The 16,327-nt window shown below is 68.9% G+C and carries 18 protein-coding genes; 14 read left to right on the top strand and 4 right to left on the bottom strand.

Going from position 1 to position 16,327, the window contains the following annotated elements; translation table 11 throughout:
* Positions 1-11: 11 nt before the first annotated feature.
* From ACIOTO_RS08395 to ACIOTO_RS08435, 9 genes are all read left to right on the top strand, one after another.
* Positions 12-428, top strand: coding sequence for a Fur family transcriptional regulator (locus tag ACIOTO_RS08395; RefSeq protein WP_029264380.1), 417 nt, complete (start codon positions 12-14; stop codon positions 426-428).
* Positions 425-1,465, top strand: coding sequence for a permease (locus ACIOTO_RS08400; protein ID WP_091032167.1), 1,041 nt, complete (start codon positions 425-427; stop codon positions 1,463-1,465). Before ACIOTO_RS08395 ends, ACIOTO_RS08400 begins: the two co-directional genes overlap by 4 nt.
* Positions 1,458-2,270 carry a TIGR03943 family putative permease subunit gene (locus ACIOTO_RS08405; RefSeq protein WP_400857414.1) on the top strand — a complete coding sequence of 271 codons (813 nt, stop codon included), beginning with the start codon at positions 1,458-1,460 and terminating at the stop codon, positions 2,268-2,270. The genes ACIOTO_RS08400 and ACIOTO_RS08405 overlap by 8 nt, the downstream gene beginning before the upstream one ends.
* The gene (locus ACIOTO_RS08410; protein WP_400857415.1) at positions 2,260-4,143 is read left to right on the top strand and encodes a hypothetical protein; all 1,884 of its coding nucleotides are present in this window, start codon (positions 2,260-2,262) and stop codon (positions 4,141-4,143) included. Before ACIOTO_RS08405 ends, ACIOTO_RS08410 begins: the two co-directional genes overlap by 11 nt.
* A 1-nt stretch (position 4,144) precedes the next feature.
* Entirely contained in the window at positions 4,145-4,876 is a 732-nt protein-coding gene (locus ACIOTO_RS08415) for a DNA-3-methyladenine glycosylase (RefSeq protein ID WP_400857417.1), read from the top strand.
* A gap of 139 nt (positions 4,877-5,015) precedes the next feature.
* Complete coding sequence (gene rpmB, locus ACIOTO_RS08420; protein WP_017203559.1) at positions 5,016-5,252, top strand: 50S ribosomal protein L28; 237 nt, start codon at positions 5,016-5,018, stop codon at positions 5,250-5,252.
* Positions 5,252-5,422, top strand: a complete 171-nt coding sequence (gene rpmG, locus ACIOTO_RS08425) for a 50S ribosomal protein L33 (protein WP_017203558.1) — start codon at positions 5,252-5,254, stop codon at positions 5,420-5,422. Before rpmB ends, rpmG begins: the two co-directional genes overlap by 1 nt.
* Before the next feature lie 3 nt (positions 5,423-5,425).
* Positions 5,426-5,731: a 30S ribosomal protein S14 gene (rpsN, locus tag ACIOTO_RS08430; RefSeq protein WP_017829734.1), complete on the top strand. Its 306-nt coding sequence runs from the start codon at positions 5,426-5,428 to the stop codon at positions 5,729-5,731.
* Positions 5,732-6,182: 451 nt separating this feature from the next.
* Positions 6,183-7,007 (top strand): DUF559 domain-containing protein, encoded by an 825-nt coding sequence (locus tag ACIOTO_RS08435; protein WP_400857418.1) that lies wholly within the window; start codon positions 6,183-6,185, stop codon positions 7,005-7,007.
* Positions 7,008-7,133: 126 nt separating this feature from the next.
* Here the strand turns inward: ACIOTO_RS08435 and ACIOTO_RS08440 are convergent, their stop codons facing one another.
* Positions 7,134-7,961 carry an alpha/beta hydrolase gene (locus ACIOTO_RS08440; protein WP_400857419.1) on the bottom strand — a complete coding sequence of 276 codons (828 nt, stop codon included), beginning with the start codon at positions 7,959-7,961 and terminating at the stop codon, positions 7,134-7,136.
* Between the two features lie 146 nt (positions 7,962-8,107).
* On the opposite strand from ACIOTO_RS08440, the gene ACIOTO_RS08445 reads away from it, so the two are divergent.
* The 3 genes from ACIOTO_RS08445 (at position 8,108) to ACIOTO_RS08455 (ending at position 11,259) form a co-directional block, all read left to right on the top strand.
* Positions 8,108-8,689 (top strand): TetR/AcrR family transcriptional regulator, encoded by a 582-nt coding sequence (locus tag ACIOTO_RS08445; RefSeq protein ID WP_400857420.1) that lies wholly within the window; start codon positions 8,108-8,110, stop codon positions 8,687-8,689.
* A gap of 182 nt (positions 8,690-8,871) precedes the next feature.
* On the top strand, positions 8,872-9,159 hold the full coding sequence (locus tag ACIOTO_RS08450) for an HU family DNA-binding protein (RefSeq protein WP_017203554.1): 288 nt from the start codon (positions 8,872-8,874) through the stop codon (positions 9,157-9,159).
* Positions 9,160-9,246: 87 nt separating this feature from the next.
* Complete coding sequence (locus ACIOTO_RS08455; protein WP_400857421.1) at positions 9,247-11,259, top strand: cytochrome c oxidase assembly protein; 2,013 nt, start codon at positions 9,247-9,249, stop codon at positions 11,257-11,259.
* 64 nt (positions 11,260-11,323) lie between these two features.
* On the opposite strand, the gene ACIOTO_RS08460 is transcribed toward ACIOTO_RS08455, so the two are convergent.
* Positions 11,324-12,394 carry a hypothetical protein gene (locus ACIOTO_RS08460; RefSeq protein WP_400857422.1) on the bottom strand — a complete coding sequence of 357 codons (1,071 nt, stop codon included), beginning with the start codon at positions 12,392-12,394 and terminating at the stop codon, positions 11,324-11,326.
* A gap of 114 nt (positions 12,395-12,508) precedes the next feature.
* On the opposite strand from ACIOTO_RS08460, the gene ACIOTO_RS08465 reads away from it, so the two are divergent.
* Positions 12,509-13,894 (top strand): ATP-dependent RecD-like DNA helicase, encoded by a 1,386-nt coding sequence (locus ACIOTO_RS08465; RefSeq protein WP_181156341.1) that lies wholly within the window; start codon positions 12,509-12,511, stop codon positions 13,892-13,894.
* Between the two features lie 10 nt (positions 13,895-13,904).
* On the opposite strand, the gene ACIOTO_RS08470 is transcribed toward ACIOTO_RS08465, so the two are convergent.
* Both ACIOTO_RS08470 and ACIOTO_RS08475 read right to left on the bottom strand, forming a co-directional pair.
* The gene (locus ACIOTO_RS08470) at positions 13,905-14,552 is read right to left on the bottom strand and encodes a heme oxygenase (biliverdin-producing) (RefSeq protein ID WP_029264391.1); all 648 of its coding nucleotides are present in this window, start codon (positions 14,550-14,552) and stop codon (positions 13,905-13,907) included.
* Between the two features lie 81 nt (positions 14,553-14,633).
* Positions 14,634-14,945: a DUF2470 domain-containing protein gene (locus ACIOTO_RS08475; protein ID WP_400857423.1), complete on the bottom strand. Its 312-nt coding sequence runs from the start codon at positions 14,943-14,945 to the stop codon at positions 14,634-14,636.
* Positions 14,946-15,041: 96 nt separating this feature from the next.
* On the opposite strand from ACIOTO_RS08475, the gene ACIOTO_RS08480 reads away from it, so the two are divergent.
* Entirely contained in the window at positions 15,042-16,319 is a 1,278-nt protein-coding gene (locus ACIOTO_RS08480) for a serine hydrolase domain-containing protein (protein WP_400857424.1), read from the top strand.
* Positions 16,320-16,327: the final 8 nt, after the last annotated feature.

Consider the following 16,327-nt stretch of genomic DNA (forward strand, 5'->3'; position numbering starts at 1 on the left):
AGACTCGTCTCATGGCTCAGCGGAACACCTGGCAGCGCGAACGCGTGCGCGAAGCACTCGCCGACGCGCGCGGTTTCGTGAGCGCGCAGAACCTGCACGCCTCACTGCGAGACGACAACACGGGCATCGGCCTCGCCACCGTGTACCGCGCGCTCGCCGGCCTCGCCGCCTCTGGTGACGCCGATTCGCTGCAGAGCCCCGAGGGTGAGGCGCTGTACCGCGCCTGCACGACGCAGGGGCACCACCACCACCTCATCTGCCGATCCTGCGGGCTGACCGTCGAGATCGAGGCCAAGGACGTCGAGCAGTGGGCGCACCGCACCGCGGCGCTGCACGGATTCACGGATGCCGCGCACGTGGTCGACATCTTCGGGCTGTGCACCCCGTGCACGAACAAGCGCGACGCCGAAAGGGCTGCGAACGCGTGAGCCCCTCGGCAGGTACGGCGACCCGTCACGGTCACACGCATCGCCCGGCGCCGTCCGCGCGCTCGGCCTGGATCGGAGTCGGTCTCGGCGTCGTCATCATCGCGGCGCTGTTCCTCATCGACGCCTTCCTGCCGACGCTCTTCCCCGCAGCTCTCCCGACCCGCGCGCAAGACGGCCTCACCCTCGCGCTGAGCGTGCTGATCGAGGCGCTGCCGTTCGTGATCCTCGGCGTGCTGCTGTCGATCGTGGTGCAGGTGTGGCTGCCGCCCGACGTCATCCACCGCTGGCTGCCCCGGCGCGCATGGGCCCGTCGTGCCGTGCTGTCGCTGCTCGGCATGCTGATCCCGGTGTGCGAGTGCGGCAACGTGCCCTTCGCGCGCGGGCTGATGATGCGCGGGCTCGCTCCGGCCGAGGCGATGACCTTCCTCATCGCGGCGCCGATCGTGAACCCGATCGTGATCCTCACCACGCACGCGGCATTCGGCTGGGACGGCGGCATCCTGGTCGCCCGCCTCGTCGGCGGCTACCTGATCGCGAACCTGATCGGCTGGATCTACAGCCGCCACCCCGACCCGGACGGCATGCTCACGCAGCGTTTCGTCGACACCTGTGACCGTGTGACGCACGAACCGGGCACGCCGGTGCGCCGCAGCCTGACGCAGTTCCTCGTCGAGCTGCGTGCCGTGATGCCCGCGCTGGTGATCGGCTCGGCGCTCGCCGGAGCCGTGCAGGTGCTCATCCCGCGCGAATGGCTGCTCGCCATCGGGTCGAACCCGGTGCTGTCGATCGTCGCGATGATGATCCTCGCGATGACCGTCGCCATCTGCTCGAACGTCGACGCCTTCTTCGCGCTGTCGTTCGCCTCGACGTTCTCGTCCGGTGCGATCGTCGCCTTCCTGCTGGTGGGCCCGCTCGTCGACGTCAAGATGCTCGCGCTCATGCGCACCACTTTCACCACCCGCACCCTCGTCGGCATCGTGGGAATCGTCCTCGCCTCGGCCTTCGCCATCGGGATCGGGGTGAACGTCCTTGTCTGAGCAGACCGCCATCCGTGCCCGCGCGCTCGGCACCCGTTGGCTGGGTGTGGGGCTCGCCGCGGTGATCTCGGTCGTCACGCTCGGCCTCGGACTCACCGGGCGCCTCAACCTCTACATCAGCCCCGAGTCGGTGTGGTTCGCCTGCACCGCCGCGGTCGTGACGCTCGCCGGCGCGATCTGGTCGTGCACCCTCCCGCTCGGCGAGGAGGGCGACCACGGACACGATCACGGGCCTGCTCCGGAAGTCGCGGATGCCGCCGATGATGCGGATCACGGCTCGCCCACCGCCTCCCCTCGACGTTCGCTCGCGGGTGTCGGGGCCGTCGCGGGCGGTGTGATCGCCACGGGCGTCGTCGCCGCCGCCCTCGTGCTGCCGCCGGCGTCGCTGTCGGTCGAGCTGGCGATGTCGCGCGCGGGGGAGCAGAGCGCGCTGTTCGCGGGGTCGGACACGGTCGCGCTCGGCGTCGCCGACACATCGACCTTCGGGGTGGGCGACTGGGCGAGCGTCTTCGCCGCGTCCACGAACACCGCCGCCTATGACGGCGCACCGGTGATCCTCACGGGATTCGTGACGCCCGACTCGTCGGCAGACGACGGCGTGAACCTCACCCGACTGGTCATCACGCACTGCGTGATCGACGCGCAGACCGCCGCACTCCCGGTCGACGTCGATCCGGATGACTACGCGACCGGACAGTGGGTCGAGATCACCGGGACCGTGCGCGCGGATGCCGACGGAAAGCTCCGTATCGAGCCGACCGATGTCGTCGCGATCGACGAGCCGGGGGATCCGTATGAGTACTGACGACGATCGCCCCGAGGTGCCCGCCGTTCCGCAGACTCGTGCGGAGATGCGCGCGGCCAGAGAGGCAGCCGAGGCGGCCGAGGCGGAACGGATCGAGCGCGCTGCCGCGCCGCACCATGAGACCGAACCGCACGACGATCAGCCGCGTGACGATGCGGGCGGGACTGCTGCTCGTGAGGCCGCCGCCCGGGAAGCTGCTGCCCGCGAAGCCGCCGTCCGTGAGGCGGGCGATCGCGAGGTCGCGGAGCAGGAAGCCGCCGCCCGCAAGATGGCCGCCTTCGAGGCTGCTGCGCGGGAAGATGCCGAGGCGACGGCGCTTCCGTCCGTTCCTCTCCCCACGGAGCCCGTCGTCGTGGGTGCGGCCCCTTTCGTCGCGTCCCCTGACGCTTCCGATGCCGAGGCCGGCGCCGAGGCCGAAACTGGTGCCGAGACTGAGCCGCGCGATGCGGCGTTCGATCCGGCCGATTCCCGCGAGCCGTCCGCACGCGAACCTGCCCGCACCCCCGCGACGTCGCGCCGCTTCCTCCTCACGATCGGCGCGGTCCTCGGCATCCTGGTGCTCGTCGGCACCGCGTTCGGGATCGTGAGCCTCCTGCAGGGGCCACGGATCAGCGAGGTGCAGGTCGACACCGCGCAGGCGATCGAATCGTCCGCGAGCCGGGTCATCCTCACGGCGAACCAGGCGCTCTCGGACATCGATCCCGAGCAGGTCACCGTCGAGCCGGCCGTGCCGTTCACTGTCGATGCATCGGGTCGGGGCGTCGGTGTGCGCTTCACGGTTCCGCTCGATGACTCCACGAAGTACACGGTGCGTGTCGCCGATGTCACCGGTGCCGGCGGGGGTCCTGCGACCACGTTGACGACGAGCTTCGAGACCCCGGCATCTCACATCTTCATCCTGCGCCGCGATGTCGACGGCAAGGACAAGATCTTCCTCACCGACCTCAAGGGCGACGGGGTCGCGGTCTACGAGCACGACAAGATCAACGACTTCCGCGCGACCTCGAATCAGCTCGTCGTCGCGGTGGAGGAGGACGACGGATCCCGGCTGCTCGTGATGGACCGCGACGGGGCGAACCAGCGCGAGCTGAAACTGCCCGGTGACGGCTACGTCGGCGCGATCCAGGTCTCCGAGCGCGGCGGCCTCGTCGGCTACAGCTACTCCGACCGCGAGCTCAGCGACGACGAAGGGCGAGCGAGCGTGCTGGTCACGCAGTCGCTGAACGGCAAGGACGACCCCCAGGTCATCGAGGTCGCGGGCGAGGAGGCGAGCGTCTTCGTCTGGCAGTTCGTGCCCGACAGCGCCGCCGTGCTGTTCATCGACTTCGACGGAGCGCTCTCGCTCGTCGACCGCTCGAGCGATGCGGGCGTGCAGTCCCTGGGTCTCGCCGCGACCATCCAGGGCATCTCCCGAGGTACCTACACCGCGATCGTCGAGCGGCTCGACGCCACCGTGGTCGAGCTCAACCTCGCCGACGGGTCCGAGAAGCCGCTCGCGGCATCCGATCCCGACTACGGCACGGCCTCCTCGATCACGCCGTACCCCGGTGGCACGCTGCGGCACGTGGTCTCGCGCGACGATGCCGGACTGCCGGTGGGGCAGGCGGTGATCCGCGTCGACGACGACGGCACGGCGACCCCGCTGGTCGAGGTCAGCTCGGCGGATTCGATCCTGCAGGCGTGCGCATCCCCGAGCGGCCAATATGCGGCAGTCGTCGTCGCGCCGGAACTGGCGAGCAACCCCTACGACGGGATGCTGCTCCCGCTGCCCGAGAACGTCGAGACGCATCTGATCGACATGGAGTCGGGCAAGGAGATGGTCGCCCTCACCGGCTTCGATGCCTCCTGGTGCCAGACGGCACCGCGGTTCTGACATGTCGACGCGCGATGCCCTGCGCCGTGCCGTTCGCGCCGATCTGGGCGGCTCCGCCGTCGACGTCGCGCCGCGACTGCTCGGTGCGGAACTGCGCACGGTCGTCGTCGGGCCCGACGACGCGGAGCTGGTCGAGGTGCGGCTGCGCATCACCGAGGTCGAGGCGTACCACGGTCGAGGCACCGGCGAGATCGCGGATCCCGGATCGCATGCGCGGATGGGGCCGACCGCTCGCAACGCCACGATGTGGGGCGAGCCCGGGCACCTGTACGTCTACCTGAGCCACGGCATCCACTCGTGCGTCAACGTCGTGTGCGGGCCGGAGGGGCAGGGCGACGGCGTGCTGCTGCGCGCGGGCGAGATCGTTGCCGGAGCGGATGCCGCCGCTCGGCGGCGGGGTGCCGCACTGCCTCTCGGTCGCATCGCCCTTCGCGACCTCGCCCGCGGGCCGGGACGCCTCGGTCAGGCCGTCGGGTTGCGGCATCGGCTGCACGACGGGATCGACGCCGTCACGGGGGAGGAGCGGCACGGGGCCCGCGCCGAGCTGTGGCTGGGCGATCAGCGAGACGACGTGGTGAGCGGCCCGCGCGTCGGTGTCGCAGGGGTCGCCGGCACGCACGCGTTCCCTTGGCGCTTCTGGATCGATGGTGATCCCACGGTGTCGCCGTTCCGCTGGGGACGGGGTGCCGCCGAAGCTGCGGCTCTCGTCGACCCTCCGCCCGTGCTAAACTGACTCTTTGTCTGCGCACACTCCTGTGCGCAGTTCGCGTGCTTCCCCTTCTGCGGCCGAGAGATCGGCGGGTCGTGGTTGCGTGCAGACAAGGGATCTTGGGTGAGGCCGTCCGGTCTCACGGTATAGAAGGAGTCACATCATGGCAGCAGTGTGCCAGGTGACCGGAGCTGTTCCCGGCTTCGGACACAATGTCTCGCACTCGCACCGCCGGACGAAGCGCCGCTTCGACCCGAACGTGCAGAAGAAGACGTACTTCGTTCCGTCGCTCGGTCGTAAGATCACGCTCAACGTGTCCGCCAAGGGCATCAAGGTGATCGACGTCCGCGGCATCGAGAACGTGGTCAAGGACCTCCAGGCGAAGGGTGTGAAGCTCTAATGGCCAAGAAGGCTCAGGACGTTCGTCCGATCATCAAGCTGCGTTCGACGGCAGGTACGGGTTACACGTACGTGACGAAGAAGAACCGCCGCAACACCCCCGACCGCCTCGTGCTCAAGAAGTACGACCCGGTCATCCGTCAGCACGTCGAATTCCGAGAGGAGCGTTGATCAATGGCTAAGAAGAGCAAGATCGCTCGCAACGAGCAGCGCAAGGTCATCGTCGAGCGTTACGCTGAGCGTCGCGCCGAGCTGAAGAAGACCCTGGTCGACCCGAACGCCACCGACGAGGCCCGCGAGGCCGCACGCGTCGGCCTGCAGAAGCTGCCGCGCAACGCGTCGCCGGCTCGCGTGCGTTCGCGCGACGTCATCGACGGCCGCCCCCGCGGTGTCCTCACGAAGTTCGGCATCTCGCGTGTCCGCTTCCGTGACATGGCACACCGTGGCGAGCTGCCCGGTGTCACCAAGTCGAGCTGGTAAGTCTCAGCTGAGAAGGGGCGAGGATCTTCGGATCCTCGCCCCTTCTGCGTGCCCCGCGCTTCGTCCTGCGTTGTGGTGCCCTGCGTTGTGGTGCCCTCGCGTGGGGCGCCCTCGCGTTGTGAAGGACTTCTCGCGCTTTGAAGGACGCGAGGCAGCATCCACTCCTTCATTCCGCGTCTTCTCCTTCATTCGGTGCGCGGGCGCGGGCCGCGCGGGCGCTCTGAAGGAGTTCTCACGCTCTGAAGGTCTGCTGACGGCATCCACTCCTTCGCTCCGTGTTTTCTCCTTCAGATCGTGAGATCAGACGTGCCCGGCGGGAGAGCGGACGCTTTCGTAGGGAGCGGATGCTCCGCACGGAGCTGTCCTGCACAGCCATCGCTGACCGAAGAACAGTGCCCGCTTGCCGGTGCCATGGCGACGTCCGTGCCAGGCGGGCGGGCACGATCGTTCGATGGATCCCGTGGATGAGCTGAGCCGTCGTGGAGGAGTCGCACGAGTGCGCACGCTTCGAGAAGCCGGTGTGAGCGAGTACGCGCTGCGGCGGTCGAAGGAGCAGGGCGAGATCACGACCGTGCGCCAGGGGTGGGTGGCGCTGCCCGACGCCGATCCGCAGACGGTCGGAGCGGTGTCCCGCGGAGTCGTGCTGAGCTGCGTGACGGCGGCGGAGCGGTACGGGCTCTGGGTTCCCGCGAAGTCGGCGCTCCACGTCGCCGCCCGCCCGAACTCTGCGCGCATTCGGGTGCCGTCGCAGGTCGTCGTGCACTGGTCGAAGCCTGTGGTCCTGCGTCCTCCGGACGCCGCGGTCGACGAACTCGTGAACGCCCTCGCTCTGATCGCGCAGTGCCAGCCGTTCGAGACCGCCCTCGTCATCTGGGAGTCGGCGATGAACAAGGGGCTCATAGACGACGCGAGGCTCCGAGGCCTCGAGCTTCCGCCGCCCGCCCGAACGCTTCTCGCGAGGGCGCGCCCCTTCGCGGACTCCGGGCTGGAGACCATCGTCATCCATCGGCTCCGGTGGATGGGGCTCCGGATGCTGCCGCAGGCGTGGGTCGTGGATCGCCGGGTCGATCTCCTCATCGGTGACCGGCTGGTGATCCAGCTCGACGGCGCGACCCACACAGGGGTGCAACGGACCAGGGACATCGCGCATGACGCGCAGCTGCTGATCCGTGGTTACCGCGTGCTGCGTTTCAGCTATGAGCAGGTGATGGAGCGCTGGCCCGAGGTGCAGTCGGTGATCATGGAGGCCGTTGCGCAAGGAGCGCACGTTGTATGACGGCGTGCCATCCGCGCAACGCGAAGGAGATCTCGCGGAATGAAGGAGCGGATGCCGTATCCACTCCTTCATGCCGCGAGATCTCCTCCATTCCGTGTCTTCGAGTCTGCCCGGCGCAAGCCGGCGTCACGCGACGGCGGCGGTGGTGTGCGCGACGGCCCAGGTGAGGGCCTCATCGGCGATCTCTTCCCAGCCGTCCTGGCTGACCAGGCGGTGGGTGCGCCCGGGGTACTCCTTGTACTCGACGACGGCGGGGCTGCCGGTGGAGCGGTACTTCTGCACGATCGCACGACCGATCGCCGGCGGCACGACGTGGTCGATCTCACCCGTGATCACATACAGCGGGGCCCGGTCGGTGCGCGCGTAGTCGACGTGCGTGACGCCGCCCTTCTCGTTGAACGCGGATGCGACGCCCTCGAAGAAGACCCGGTTGTAGGAGTTCACTGCCGACTCCTCCCAGAGGCGGTCGGACTCCGCGCGGCTCAGGTCGTTGCCGAACGTGAAGTGGAAGTGGCGCTTCGACAGCGGCTTGGCGCCGTTGCGGCCGAAGGGGTTCGCGAGGATCGGGGTGCCGGTCCAGAGCGTCGACAACGGCAGGGTGGTGATGCCGGCGGTCTGTCCCGGGGCGACGCCCACGTATGCCGCGCCGACGCTGCGGTCGGCCAGCATCTGCGTGATGACCCCGCCGAAGGAGTGGCCCATGACGATCGGCTTCACGGGCAGCGAGCGGATGATGCGCTCGTAGTGGTCGACGATCTGCTTCAGTCCGATGCCCTTCAGGGCGGACGGGTCGCGGCGGATGTCCTCGACCGAGCGGTCGTCGATGCCGGGCCATCCCGGGACGATGACCTCGTGGCCCTGCGCGCGGAAGCGCTCGGCCCAGGTGGTCCAGCTGGTCGGGGTCATCCACAGCCCGTGGATCAGGACGATGGGGGTCTTGTCGGTGGTGTTCATGATCTCTTCTCTCTGTTCGGCTCCCGCTGATCGGAAGTGCGTTACGCTGATAGTAGACCGAACGTTCTATCTACCACAACCTATTCCCAAAACCGGGAAAACGGATTCGGATGCCGGGGTTCGGATGACACGATGAGAGGAAGATCATGGACACCACGACGAAGCGCCCCAGCCCCGCCCGCGCACGGCTGATCGATGCCGCCACCCGCCTCTTCTACGAACAGGGCATCCACGCGGTCGGCGTCGACCGTGTGATCGAGGAGGCCGGGGTCACTCGCGCGACCCTCTACAAGCAGTTCGGCGGCAAGGAGAGCCTCGTGCTCGCCTATCTCGGCCACGAGGACGAGATGCTCCGCGCGATGTTCACGGAGGCGGGAGCGACCGTCTCCGATCCTGACGCGCTGCTGGATGCGGTCGTCCAGGGCATCGCCGCCGACATCCGCGAACACCATACGCGGGGCTGCCCCTTCATCAACGCGGCCGCGGAGTATCCGGATGCCGGTGGGGCCGTGCGGCAGCTCATCGACGAGCACCGGGAGTGGTTCCGCTCGACGCTGCAGCAGGTCGCCGAGGCGGCCGATCTCGAGCGTCCCGAGGAGGTCGCAGCCTCCCTCGTGCTGCTGCGCGATGCCGCGCTCGTCGGCGGATATCTCGACGGCGAAGGCCGTGTCAGCCCGGCGTTCGAGCGCACGGCCAGGGCCGTGATCGACGCGCACCGGGCTCGCTGACGACCCCGGAATCTGTGACTGGAGTGGCCAAAGTGGTGCGACACGCCCAGTAATTGCCCAAAACCCGCGAAATGACGCGGAAATGTGGGTGGTGGTTGATACATTCGAGGCGGTCACTAGACCAGGAGCATCCGCTCCGATACCCACAACGATGCGACGGGATCTCGTCGCTGGAGGATGACATGGCTGACAAGTCCATCACCAAGACCGAGCTCGTCGCGAGCATCGCAAGCGCCACGGGCCAGAGCCAGGCCACCGTCTCCGGTGTCCTCGACTCCCTGTTCGCCACGGTCTCCGACGCTGTTGCCAAGGGCAGCAAGGTCTCCATCCCGGGCTGGATCTCCTTCGAGCAGGTCGACACCGCTGCTCGCACGGGCCGCAACCCGCAGACCGGCGCCGAGATCAAGATCCCGGCCGGCAAGCGCGTCAAGGTGACCGCTGGCTCCAAGCTCAAGGCTGCCGTCAAGTAATCGACCGCACCTCATCGAAGGCCGCTCCCGTTCCGACGGGGGCGGCCTTCGTGCTTTCCTCCCTCCGGGCGCGCCTAGGCTGGAGGGGTGAGTTCCCGCAGCGAGTCGACGAGTCGGATCTCGGCGTATCGCGTCGCCGGGATCGTCATCCTCCTCATCGCGGCGCTGGTCGCCCTGACGCTCGCGCTCCTCGTCGGCGGAGGCGCGAAGCCTCCGCTCCTGCAGGACCCCGGCCCGTTCGTGCTCTGGGGCACGCCGATCGCCAAGCTCGTGATGAACATGTCCGGCGCCGTGATGCTCGGCTCGCTCGTGCTGGCGCTGTTCGGGCTGCGCGCGGGGGATCGCTCGTTCGACGCCGCGCTGAACATCGCCTCGGTCGGCGCCGCCGTGTTCACGATCTCGGCTGGCCTCGCCGGGTTCCTCGCCTTCATGGCCGCCTTCAACCCGAAGCTCAGCATCGAGCGCGAGTTCGGCACACAGCTGGGCCGCTTCCTGCTGGAGCTGCCGCTCGGCCAGTCCTGGCTCATCACCACGCTCTTCGGCGCGATCATCACGGTGCTCGCGTTCGCCTGGCGTTCATGGACGCCCACGCTCATCACGGCGCTGCTGGCCGCGGCATCCTTCCTCCCGCTCGCCACGCAGGGCCACGCGGGCGATCTCGCCGGGCACAACATGGCCGTCAACTCGATCCTGCTGCACACGATCGGCGCCGCCGTCTGGCTCGGCGGACTTCTGCTGCTGATCCTGCTGCGCGGACGTGCCGACGTCGACACCGCGAGGCTCGTCGGGCGCTACTCGTCGCTCGCGATCGCCGCCTTCGCCGTGGTCGCCGTGTCGGGGGTCACGCGATCGATCGTCGCCGTCGGCGACTGGAACGCGCTGTGGACCACGCCCTACGGCTGGATCGTGCTCGCCAAAGTCGCGCTGCTGGGCGGCATGGGCCTGCTCGGCGCCTGGTACCGCGCCCGCCTCATCCCGAAGCTCGCCGGAGCCCGCGCCGCCGGCTGGTTCTGGCTGCTCGTGCTGTGCGAGGTCGCGCTGATGGGCCTCGCCTCCGGCGCCGCGGCCGCGCTGGCCCGTACGCCCCCTCCCACGGGAGAGACCGCCGCCTTCCTGCAGACGCCCGCCCAGATCCTGACCGGGGCGACACTGCCGCCCGAGCTCACCCTCGAACGCTGGTTCACGGCATGGGACATCGACGTGCTCTGGCTCATCGCCGCGGGCCTCGGACTGTTCTTCTACCTGGCCGGCGTGTGGCGCCTGCACCGGCGTGGTGACCGCTGGCCGATCCATCGCACGGTCTTCTGGGTGCTGGGGGCGCTGCTGCTCGTCTGGGTCACCGGCGGGCCGATCAACGCCTACCAGGAGTACCTGTTCAGCATCCACATGATGGGCCACATGATGCTGTCGATGGCGATCCCGCTGTTGCTCGTCTCCGGGGCCCCGATCACCCTCGCGCTGCGTGCCATCCACAAGCGAGACGACGGCACCCGTGGCGGCCGCGAGTGGATCATGTGGGCCGTGCACTCGCCGTTCGCCCGCGTGGTCACGCATCCGTTCGTCGCGGCGGCGATCTTCATCCTGTCGCTGTGGGCCTTCTACTTCACCGATCTCGTGCGCTGGTCGATGTTCGAGCACCTCGGTCACGAGTGGATGGTCATCCACTTCCTGATCTCGGGCTACCTGTTCGTCATGAGCCTCATCGGTGCGGACCCGGTTCCGTACCGTCTGCCGTATCCCGGACGCCTGATCACGCTGATCGCCGTCATGGCGATGCATGCGTTCTTCGGCATCGCGATCATGATGCAGGAGGGGCTGATGGTCGCCGACTGGTTCGGGGCGATGGGCCGCGACTGGGGTGTGGACCCGCTGCAGGACCAGTACGTCGGCGGCGGCATCGCGTGGTCGATCGGGGAGATCCCGACGCTGATCCTCGCGATCACGGTCGCCATCCAGTGGAGCCGCAGCGACACCAAGCTGCAGCGTCGGGCGGACCGGCACGCGGATCGCACGGGCGACGCGGAGCTCGAGGAGTACAACGCCAAGCTCGCGGCCCTCGCCGAGCGTGATCAGCGCCGCGAGGAGCGCGAAGGCCGCTGAGACCCGTCGCGCGCGTACTCAGTAGACAGGGACTCAGTCGACGGGGACCCGGTCGACCGGGACCTCAGTCGACCGGGACGTCGCCCGGTGCGCCGACCCGGATCGACGCCGAGCCGTTCGGCAGGATCACGATCGTGCCGTTGAGCTGGAAAGGCACGTCTTCGGAGAGCGGTGCGATCGAGCCGTCGAACAGCGACTGGATCTCGACGTCGACGTGCGCCACGGCCTCGGTGGTCGGGATCTGCCAGTGGCCCTCGTCGGGGATCACCGTGACCTGAGGCTGGCTCGCGATGGACCACTTCGGCGGGGCGGTGATCCGGTTCGTGACCCGCAGTCCGAACGGGCAGGCGGTCGGCTGCAGCACCTCCTGCGTCGTGCACTCGGTGAGGAACTGCTCCACCTGCTGCTGCACGACCTTGACGAACTCCTCGGTCGGTTCGGTCTGCACGTCGAGCGGCGTGACGGCCAGGGGCGTGTCGGCCAGCACGCCGTGCCCGGATGCGGTCGCGATCGGGGTGTCGACCGTGACCGAGTAGAGCCCGGGGGTGAACACCAGAAGCGGCAGGGGATCGAGTGCGCCCGCCTCGGGCCCGAGGGCCGACACCTGTCGACGGTCGACCTCGAAGCCGTTCACCGCGAACTGGTCGGCGCCGCGAACGGTGAGGTCGATCACGGCGAGGGGGCTGGTGGTGAAGCGCCAGTTGGGGGTCACGCCCGCCCAGCCGTCCTGCTCGATGAGGAACGTGCTGGTGCCGGTGTGGCCGCTCGCCTGGTAGCTCACGGTGACCGCGGTGCCGCCTTCTGCGGGCTTCTCCGACTCGACCTTCACATCGGTCAGCGGTGCGAGTGCCGACCGGCGGAGCATCGCCTCGGAAGCCGACGGATCGATGCCCGCCTTCTCGAGGGTCTCGCGGTCGATCGCGACGCCGGGAATGCGGAGCGCATCGGCGGCCCGACCGGCGGAGAGCAGGTCGAGATAGCGGACCACGAAGGCGGACGGACCGTAGAACTGCTGGTACAGCGTCGCTCCGCCGGCACCGAGTGCGGCGACCAGCATGAGCCCGACGACGGCCAGCATCGCCAGATCGACGCCCAGGCGCGATCGCCGGGGCGCGCGCGTGCCGGCCCGTCCCATGGCGTCAGTCTAGGAGGGCGTCCTGGGGGGACGCCGAGCGTCGGCGGCCCCGGGCGGATGCCGGGACGTAGCATGGGTGGCGCCCCGTTTCCGTCTGCTTCCCCTGTGAGTGCCGTGTCCCTTCCCGCCCTGTCCGAGGAGCAGCAAGAGCTGTTCCGGCTCATCGAGGACACCGGCGAGCACGTCTTCATCACCGGGCGTGCCGGTACCGGCAAGTCGACGCTGCTGCAGCACTTCGCCTGGAACACCAAGAAGCAGATCGCCATCTGCGCGCCGACGGGTGTTGCGGCGCTCAACGTCGAGGGCCAGACCATCCATTCGCTCTTCCGGTTGCCGATCGGCCTGATCGGTGATGCCGACATCGATCAGAACGATGCGACGCGGCGCATCCTCAACGCCATCGAGACGCTCGTGATCGACGAGATCTCGATGGTCAACGCCGACCTGATGGATGCGATCGACCGCTCCCTGCGCCAGGCCAGAGGCCGCAGGGGCGAACCGTTCGGCGGCGTGCAGGTCGTCATGTTCGGCGACCCGTACCAGCTGGCGCCGGTTCCCCCGAGGGGCGACGAGGCCCGCTACGTGCAGGACCACTACCGCTCGTTCTGGTTCTTCGACGCCAAGGTGTGGGCCGGCGGGTCCGGGATCTCCGATCAGGGCGGCCTGTTCGAGGTCGACACCCGCGCCGAGCTGCACGTGCGCGAGCTGGTGCAGATCCACCGCCAGTCCGACGACGGGTTCAAGGCGATGCTGAACGCCGTGCGCTACGGGCGGGTGACCGCCGAGATCGCCGGGGTCCTGAACACGCAGGGCGCGCGCACGCCGCCGGATCCGGAGCCGGGCGAGGTGCCGATGATCACCCTCGCCACGCGCAACGACATCGTGAACAGCATCAACAGCAGGCATCTTGCTGCGCTGCCCGGCAAGGAGCAGACCGCGCGCGCCGAGGTCAGCGGCGACTTCGGACGCGGCGAGGCGTCGCTGCCGGCCGAGAGCGAGCTGAAGCTCAAGGTCGGCGCGCAGGTGATGTTCCTGCGCAACGACACGGCGATGTCCGGGGAACCGCCCCGCTGGGTCAACGGCACCATCGGGACAGTGGTGCGCATCATCGGCAGCGCGGTGCGCGTGGACATCGACGGCGAGGAGGTCGACGTCGAGCCTGCCGTCTGGGAACGGTTCCGCTACGCGTACGACCAGAACACCAAGAAGCTGTCGCGCGACGTGGTGGCCGAGTTCACCCAGTTCCCGTTGCGGCTCGCCTGGGCGGTCACGATCCACAAGTCGCAGGGCAAGACCTACGAGCGCGCGATCATCGACCTCGGCTCCGGGGCGTTCGCGCCGGGGCAGACGTACGTGGCGCTGAGCCGGCTGACTTCGCTCGAGGGGCTCTACCTCTCGCGCCCGCTGCGACCCCGCGACATCCGGGTGGACGAGGATGTGCGTCGGTTCATGCGCGACGCCTGGCTCGCGGCGTCGACACCGGAGCTGCCGAAGAGCTGACGCCGGCGCCTCAGGCCGCGGCGCGCGCCCGGTCGAGGTCTTCGAAGAGCTCGGTGTTGAAGCGGTAGGCGAGGAGCACCTCGTCGATCACCCGCTCGCGCTCGGCGTCGTCCCACGGTGCCGCATCCAGCTGCTCGCGGTACACGTCCTTGAAGGCCGACGGGTCGGCGATGTCGTCGAACAGGTAGAAGCCGATGCCGTTGGTCTCGAAGCCGAAGCGACGGGCCATCACGCGGCCGATGAAGATCCCGCCGGAGAGGTCGCCGAGGTACCGCGTGTAGTGATGTGCCACGAAGCCGCCGGCCCAGGTCGCCCCGACCTGACGGATGCGGTCGACGTAGCGCTGCGTGGTCGGCAGCGGCACGATCTGCTCGCGCCAGTCGGCCCCGAGGAGGAACTCCAGGTCGGCCTCGAGCGCGGGAAGGCGGGTGAGCTTGTCGCTGATGAAGACCGAGGCGATCGGGTCCTGGCGCATGCGGTCGCCGGCGCTCTCGAGTGCTTCGTAGATGAAGTAGTGCTGAGCGACGAGCGAGATGTAGTCCTCGCGGGAGCCCTCGCCCTTCAGGAGGTCGGACATGAAGCCGGCGGTCTCGCTGCGGGAGTGGGATCCGGACGAGCGCTCGCGCAGGGCGGCGGAGAAGGAGAGGATCTCGGGCATGACCTCAGTGTAAGGGGAGCCTTACCTCAGAGGAAAGCCCGGAGTTGTCGGAAGTCGTCCGGCGACCCGCCTCCGCGACGATCAGGCGTGCGGGCGCGGCTCGACGCCGAGGCGGGCGCAGGCCTCGTCGTAGAGCGCCACGACCTCGCGTCGCACGGACGGACGGTCGGCGATCGGTCCGCCGGGCCACGGCACGCGCAGCTCGGACGCGGCGCCGCCGGCGGTGATCTCCCACACTCCGCCATCGCCGTCGAAGCCCGTCATGACGGACTCGCTGATCTCGGCGTGGGTCTCGGCGAAGGCGCGGGCGATGAGCAGATTATCGTCGGTGTGGTCGCCGTTCATGTGGCGGAGAACGGCGATGATCACGTCGGCATCGAAGAGGTGGGGCACGATTCTCACCTTACGCGCGCGCACGATCGCCCGGCTCGATGCCGTCTTTCAGGATCCGCGTTCTAGACTCGGGAGACACATCTTCGGGGGTTCTACATGCAGCTTCTCTCGTCGCGCCGTTGGCGCGCCGCAGCGGCCAGTGCGGCCGTGCTCGCTCTCGTCCTCACCGGATGCTCCTCCGAAGGCTCCTTCACGTACACACCACCGGCTCAGGTCGACGGCGCTCTGCCCGATGCGACGGTCGACGCGATGCAGGCGGCGGTCGACAACGCGCTGACCGCGTCCGGCGCCTCCGGGGCGATCGTGGGCGTCTGGGTCCCGTGGAGCGGCAGCTGGGTCACCGCATCGGGCACACAGGACCGCGACGGCGGTGAACTGTCCACCGACATGACGTTCCGCGTCGCGGACGTGACCCGCCTCATGACGTGCGATGTGCTCTACGCCCTCGCCGACGAGGGGACCGTCAAACTCGACGCCAAGGTGCCCAAGTACGTCTCCGGCGTCGCCGACATGAAGGACGTCACGCTCCTCGACCTGTGCAACGGCACGAGCGGCGCCGGATCGTCCGAGCCGACGATCAAGGGTGCGCTGATGAACACCCCGGAGCGGATCTGGTCTCCGCTGGAGCTCGCGGGCTACGGGCTGGGCCGCGAGCGGCTGGCACCGGCGACGGCCTTCCGCGACTCCGACGCGGGGTACCTGCTGCTCGGCGTCGCGCTCGAGCGCGCCACGGGCATGTCGGCATCCGAGCTGATCGCGGAGTACGTCACCGAGCCGCTCGAGCTCTCCGCCACCTCGCTCCCCGGCTCGACGCCGGCCGCGCCGGGCGACACCCCGATGGACGGGCACTACCTGTCGGCCGTCGAGGGCGGCTTCAACTGCGCCGCCCCGGTCGACATCACCACGCTCTCGGCGAGCTCCGGCTACACCGACTCCGGCGTGGTCTCGAACATCACTGATCTCGGCCGCTACGTCCAGGCGGAGGCGCAGCAGGCGCTGCGCACGAAGGAGAAGCCTGATCGCTTCGGAGCCCCCCTCCCGGTCAGCGAGAAGGGCCCTTCCTGGTACCAGGCCGCCGGGGGCGCCTATCTCGCTGGGTCGATGGTCGGCCAGCACGGCTGGGTTCCCGGCTACGCGACTTCGGCCTACTCGGATCCCGCAACCGGCTTCACCGTCGCGGTCGTGCTGAACGACTCGACCGGAGGCTCGCGGTTCGCCCAGCAGCTGTCCTGGGAGCTCGCGGCGATCGCGTCGAAGGCCGCACCGGCCTCCGGTCAGACAGCGCCGGAGTTCGGGCTTCCCTTCACGGCGGAGACCTACCACGAGTCGATCTCGAAGTCCGCGCTCGCCTGCGTGCCGCCGCCTGCGGAGTGATCACCGGC

It is taken from the genome of Microbacterium sp. NPDC087592 (genome assembly GCF_044743585.1).
Classification (GTDB): domain Bacteria; phylum Actinomycetota; class Actinomycetes; order Actinomycetales; family Microbacteriaceae; genus Microbacterium.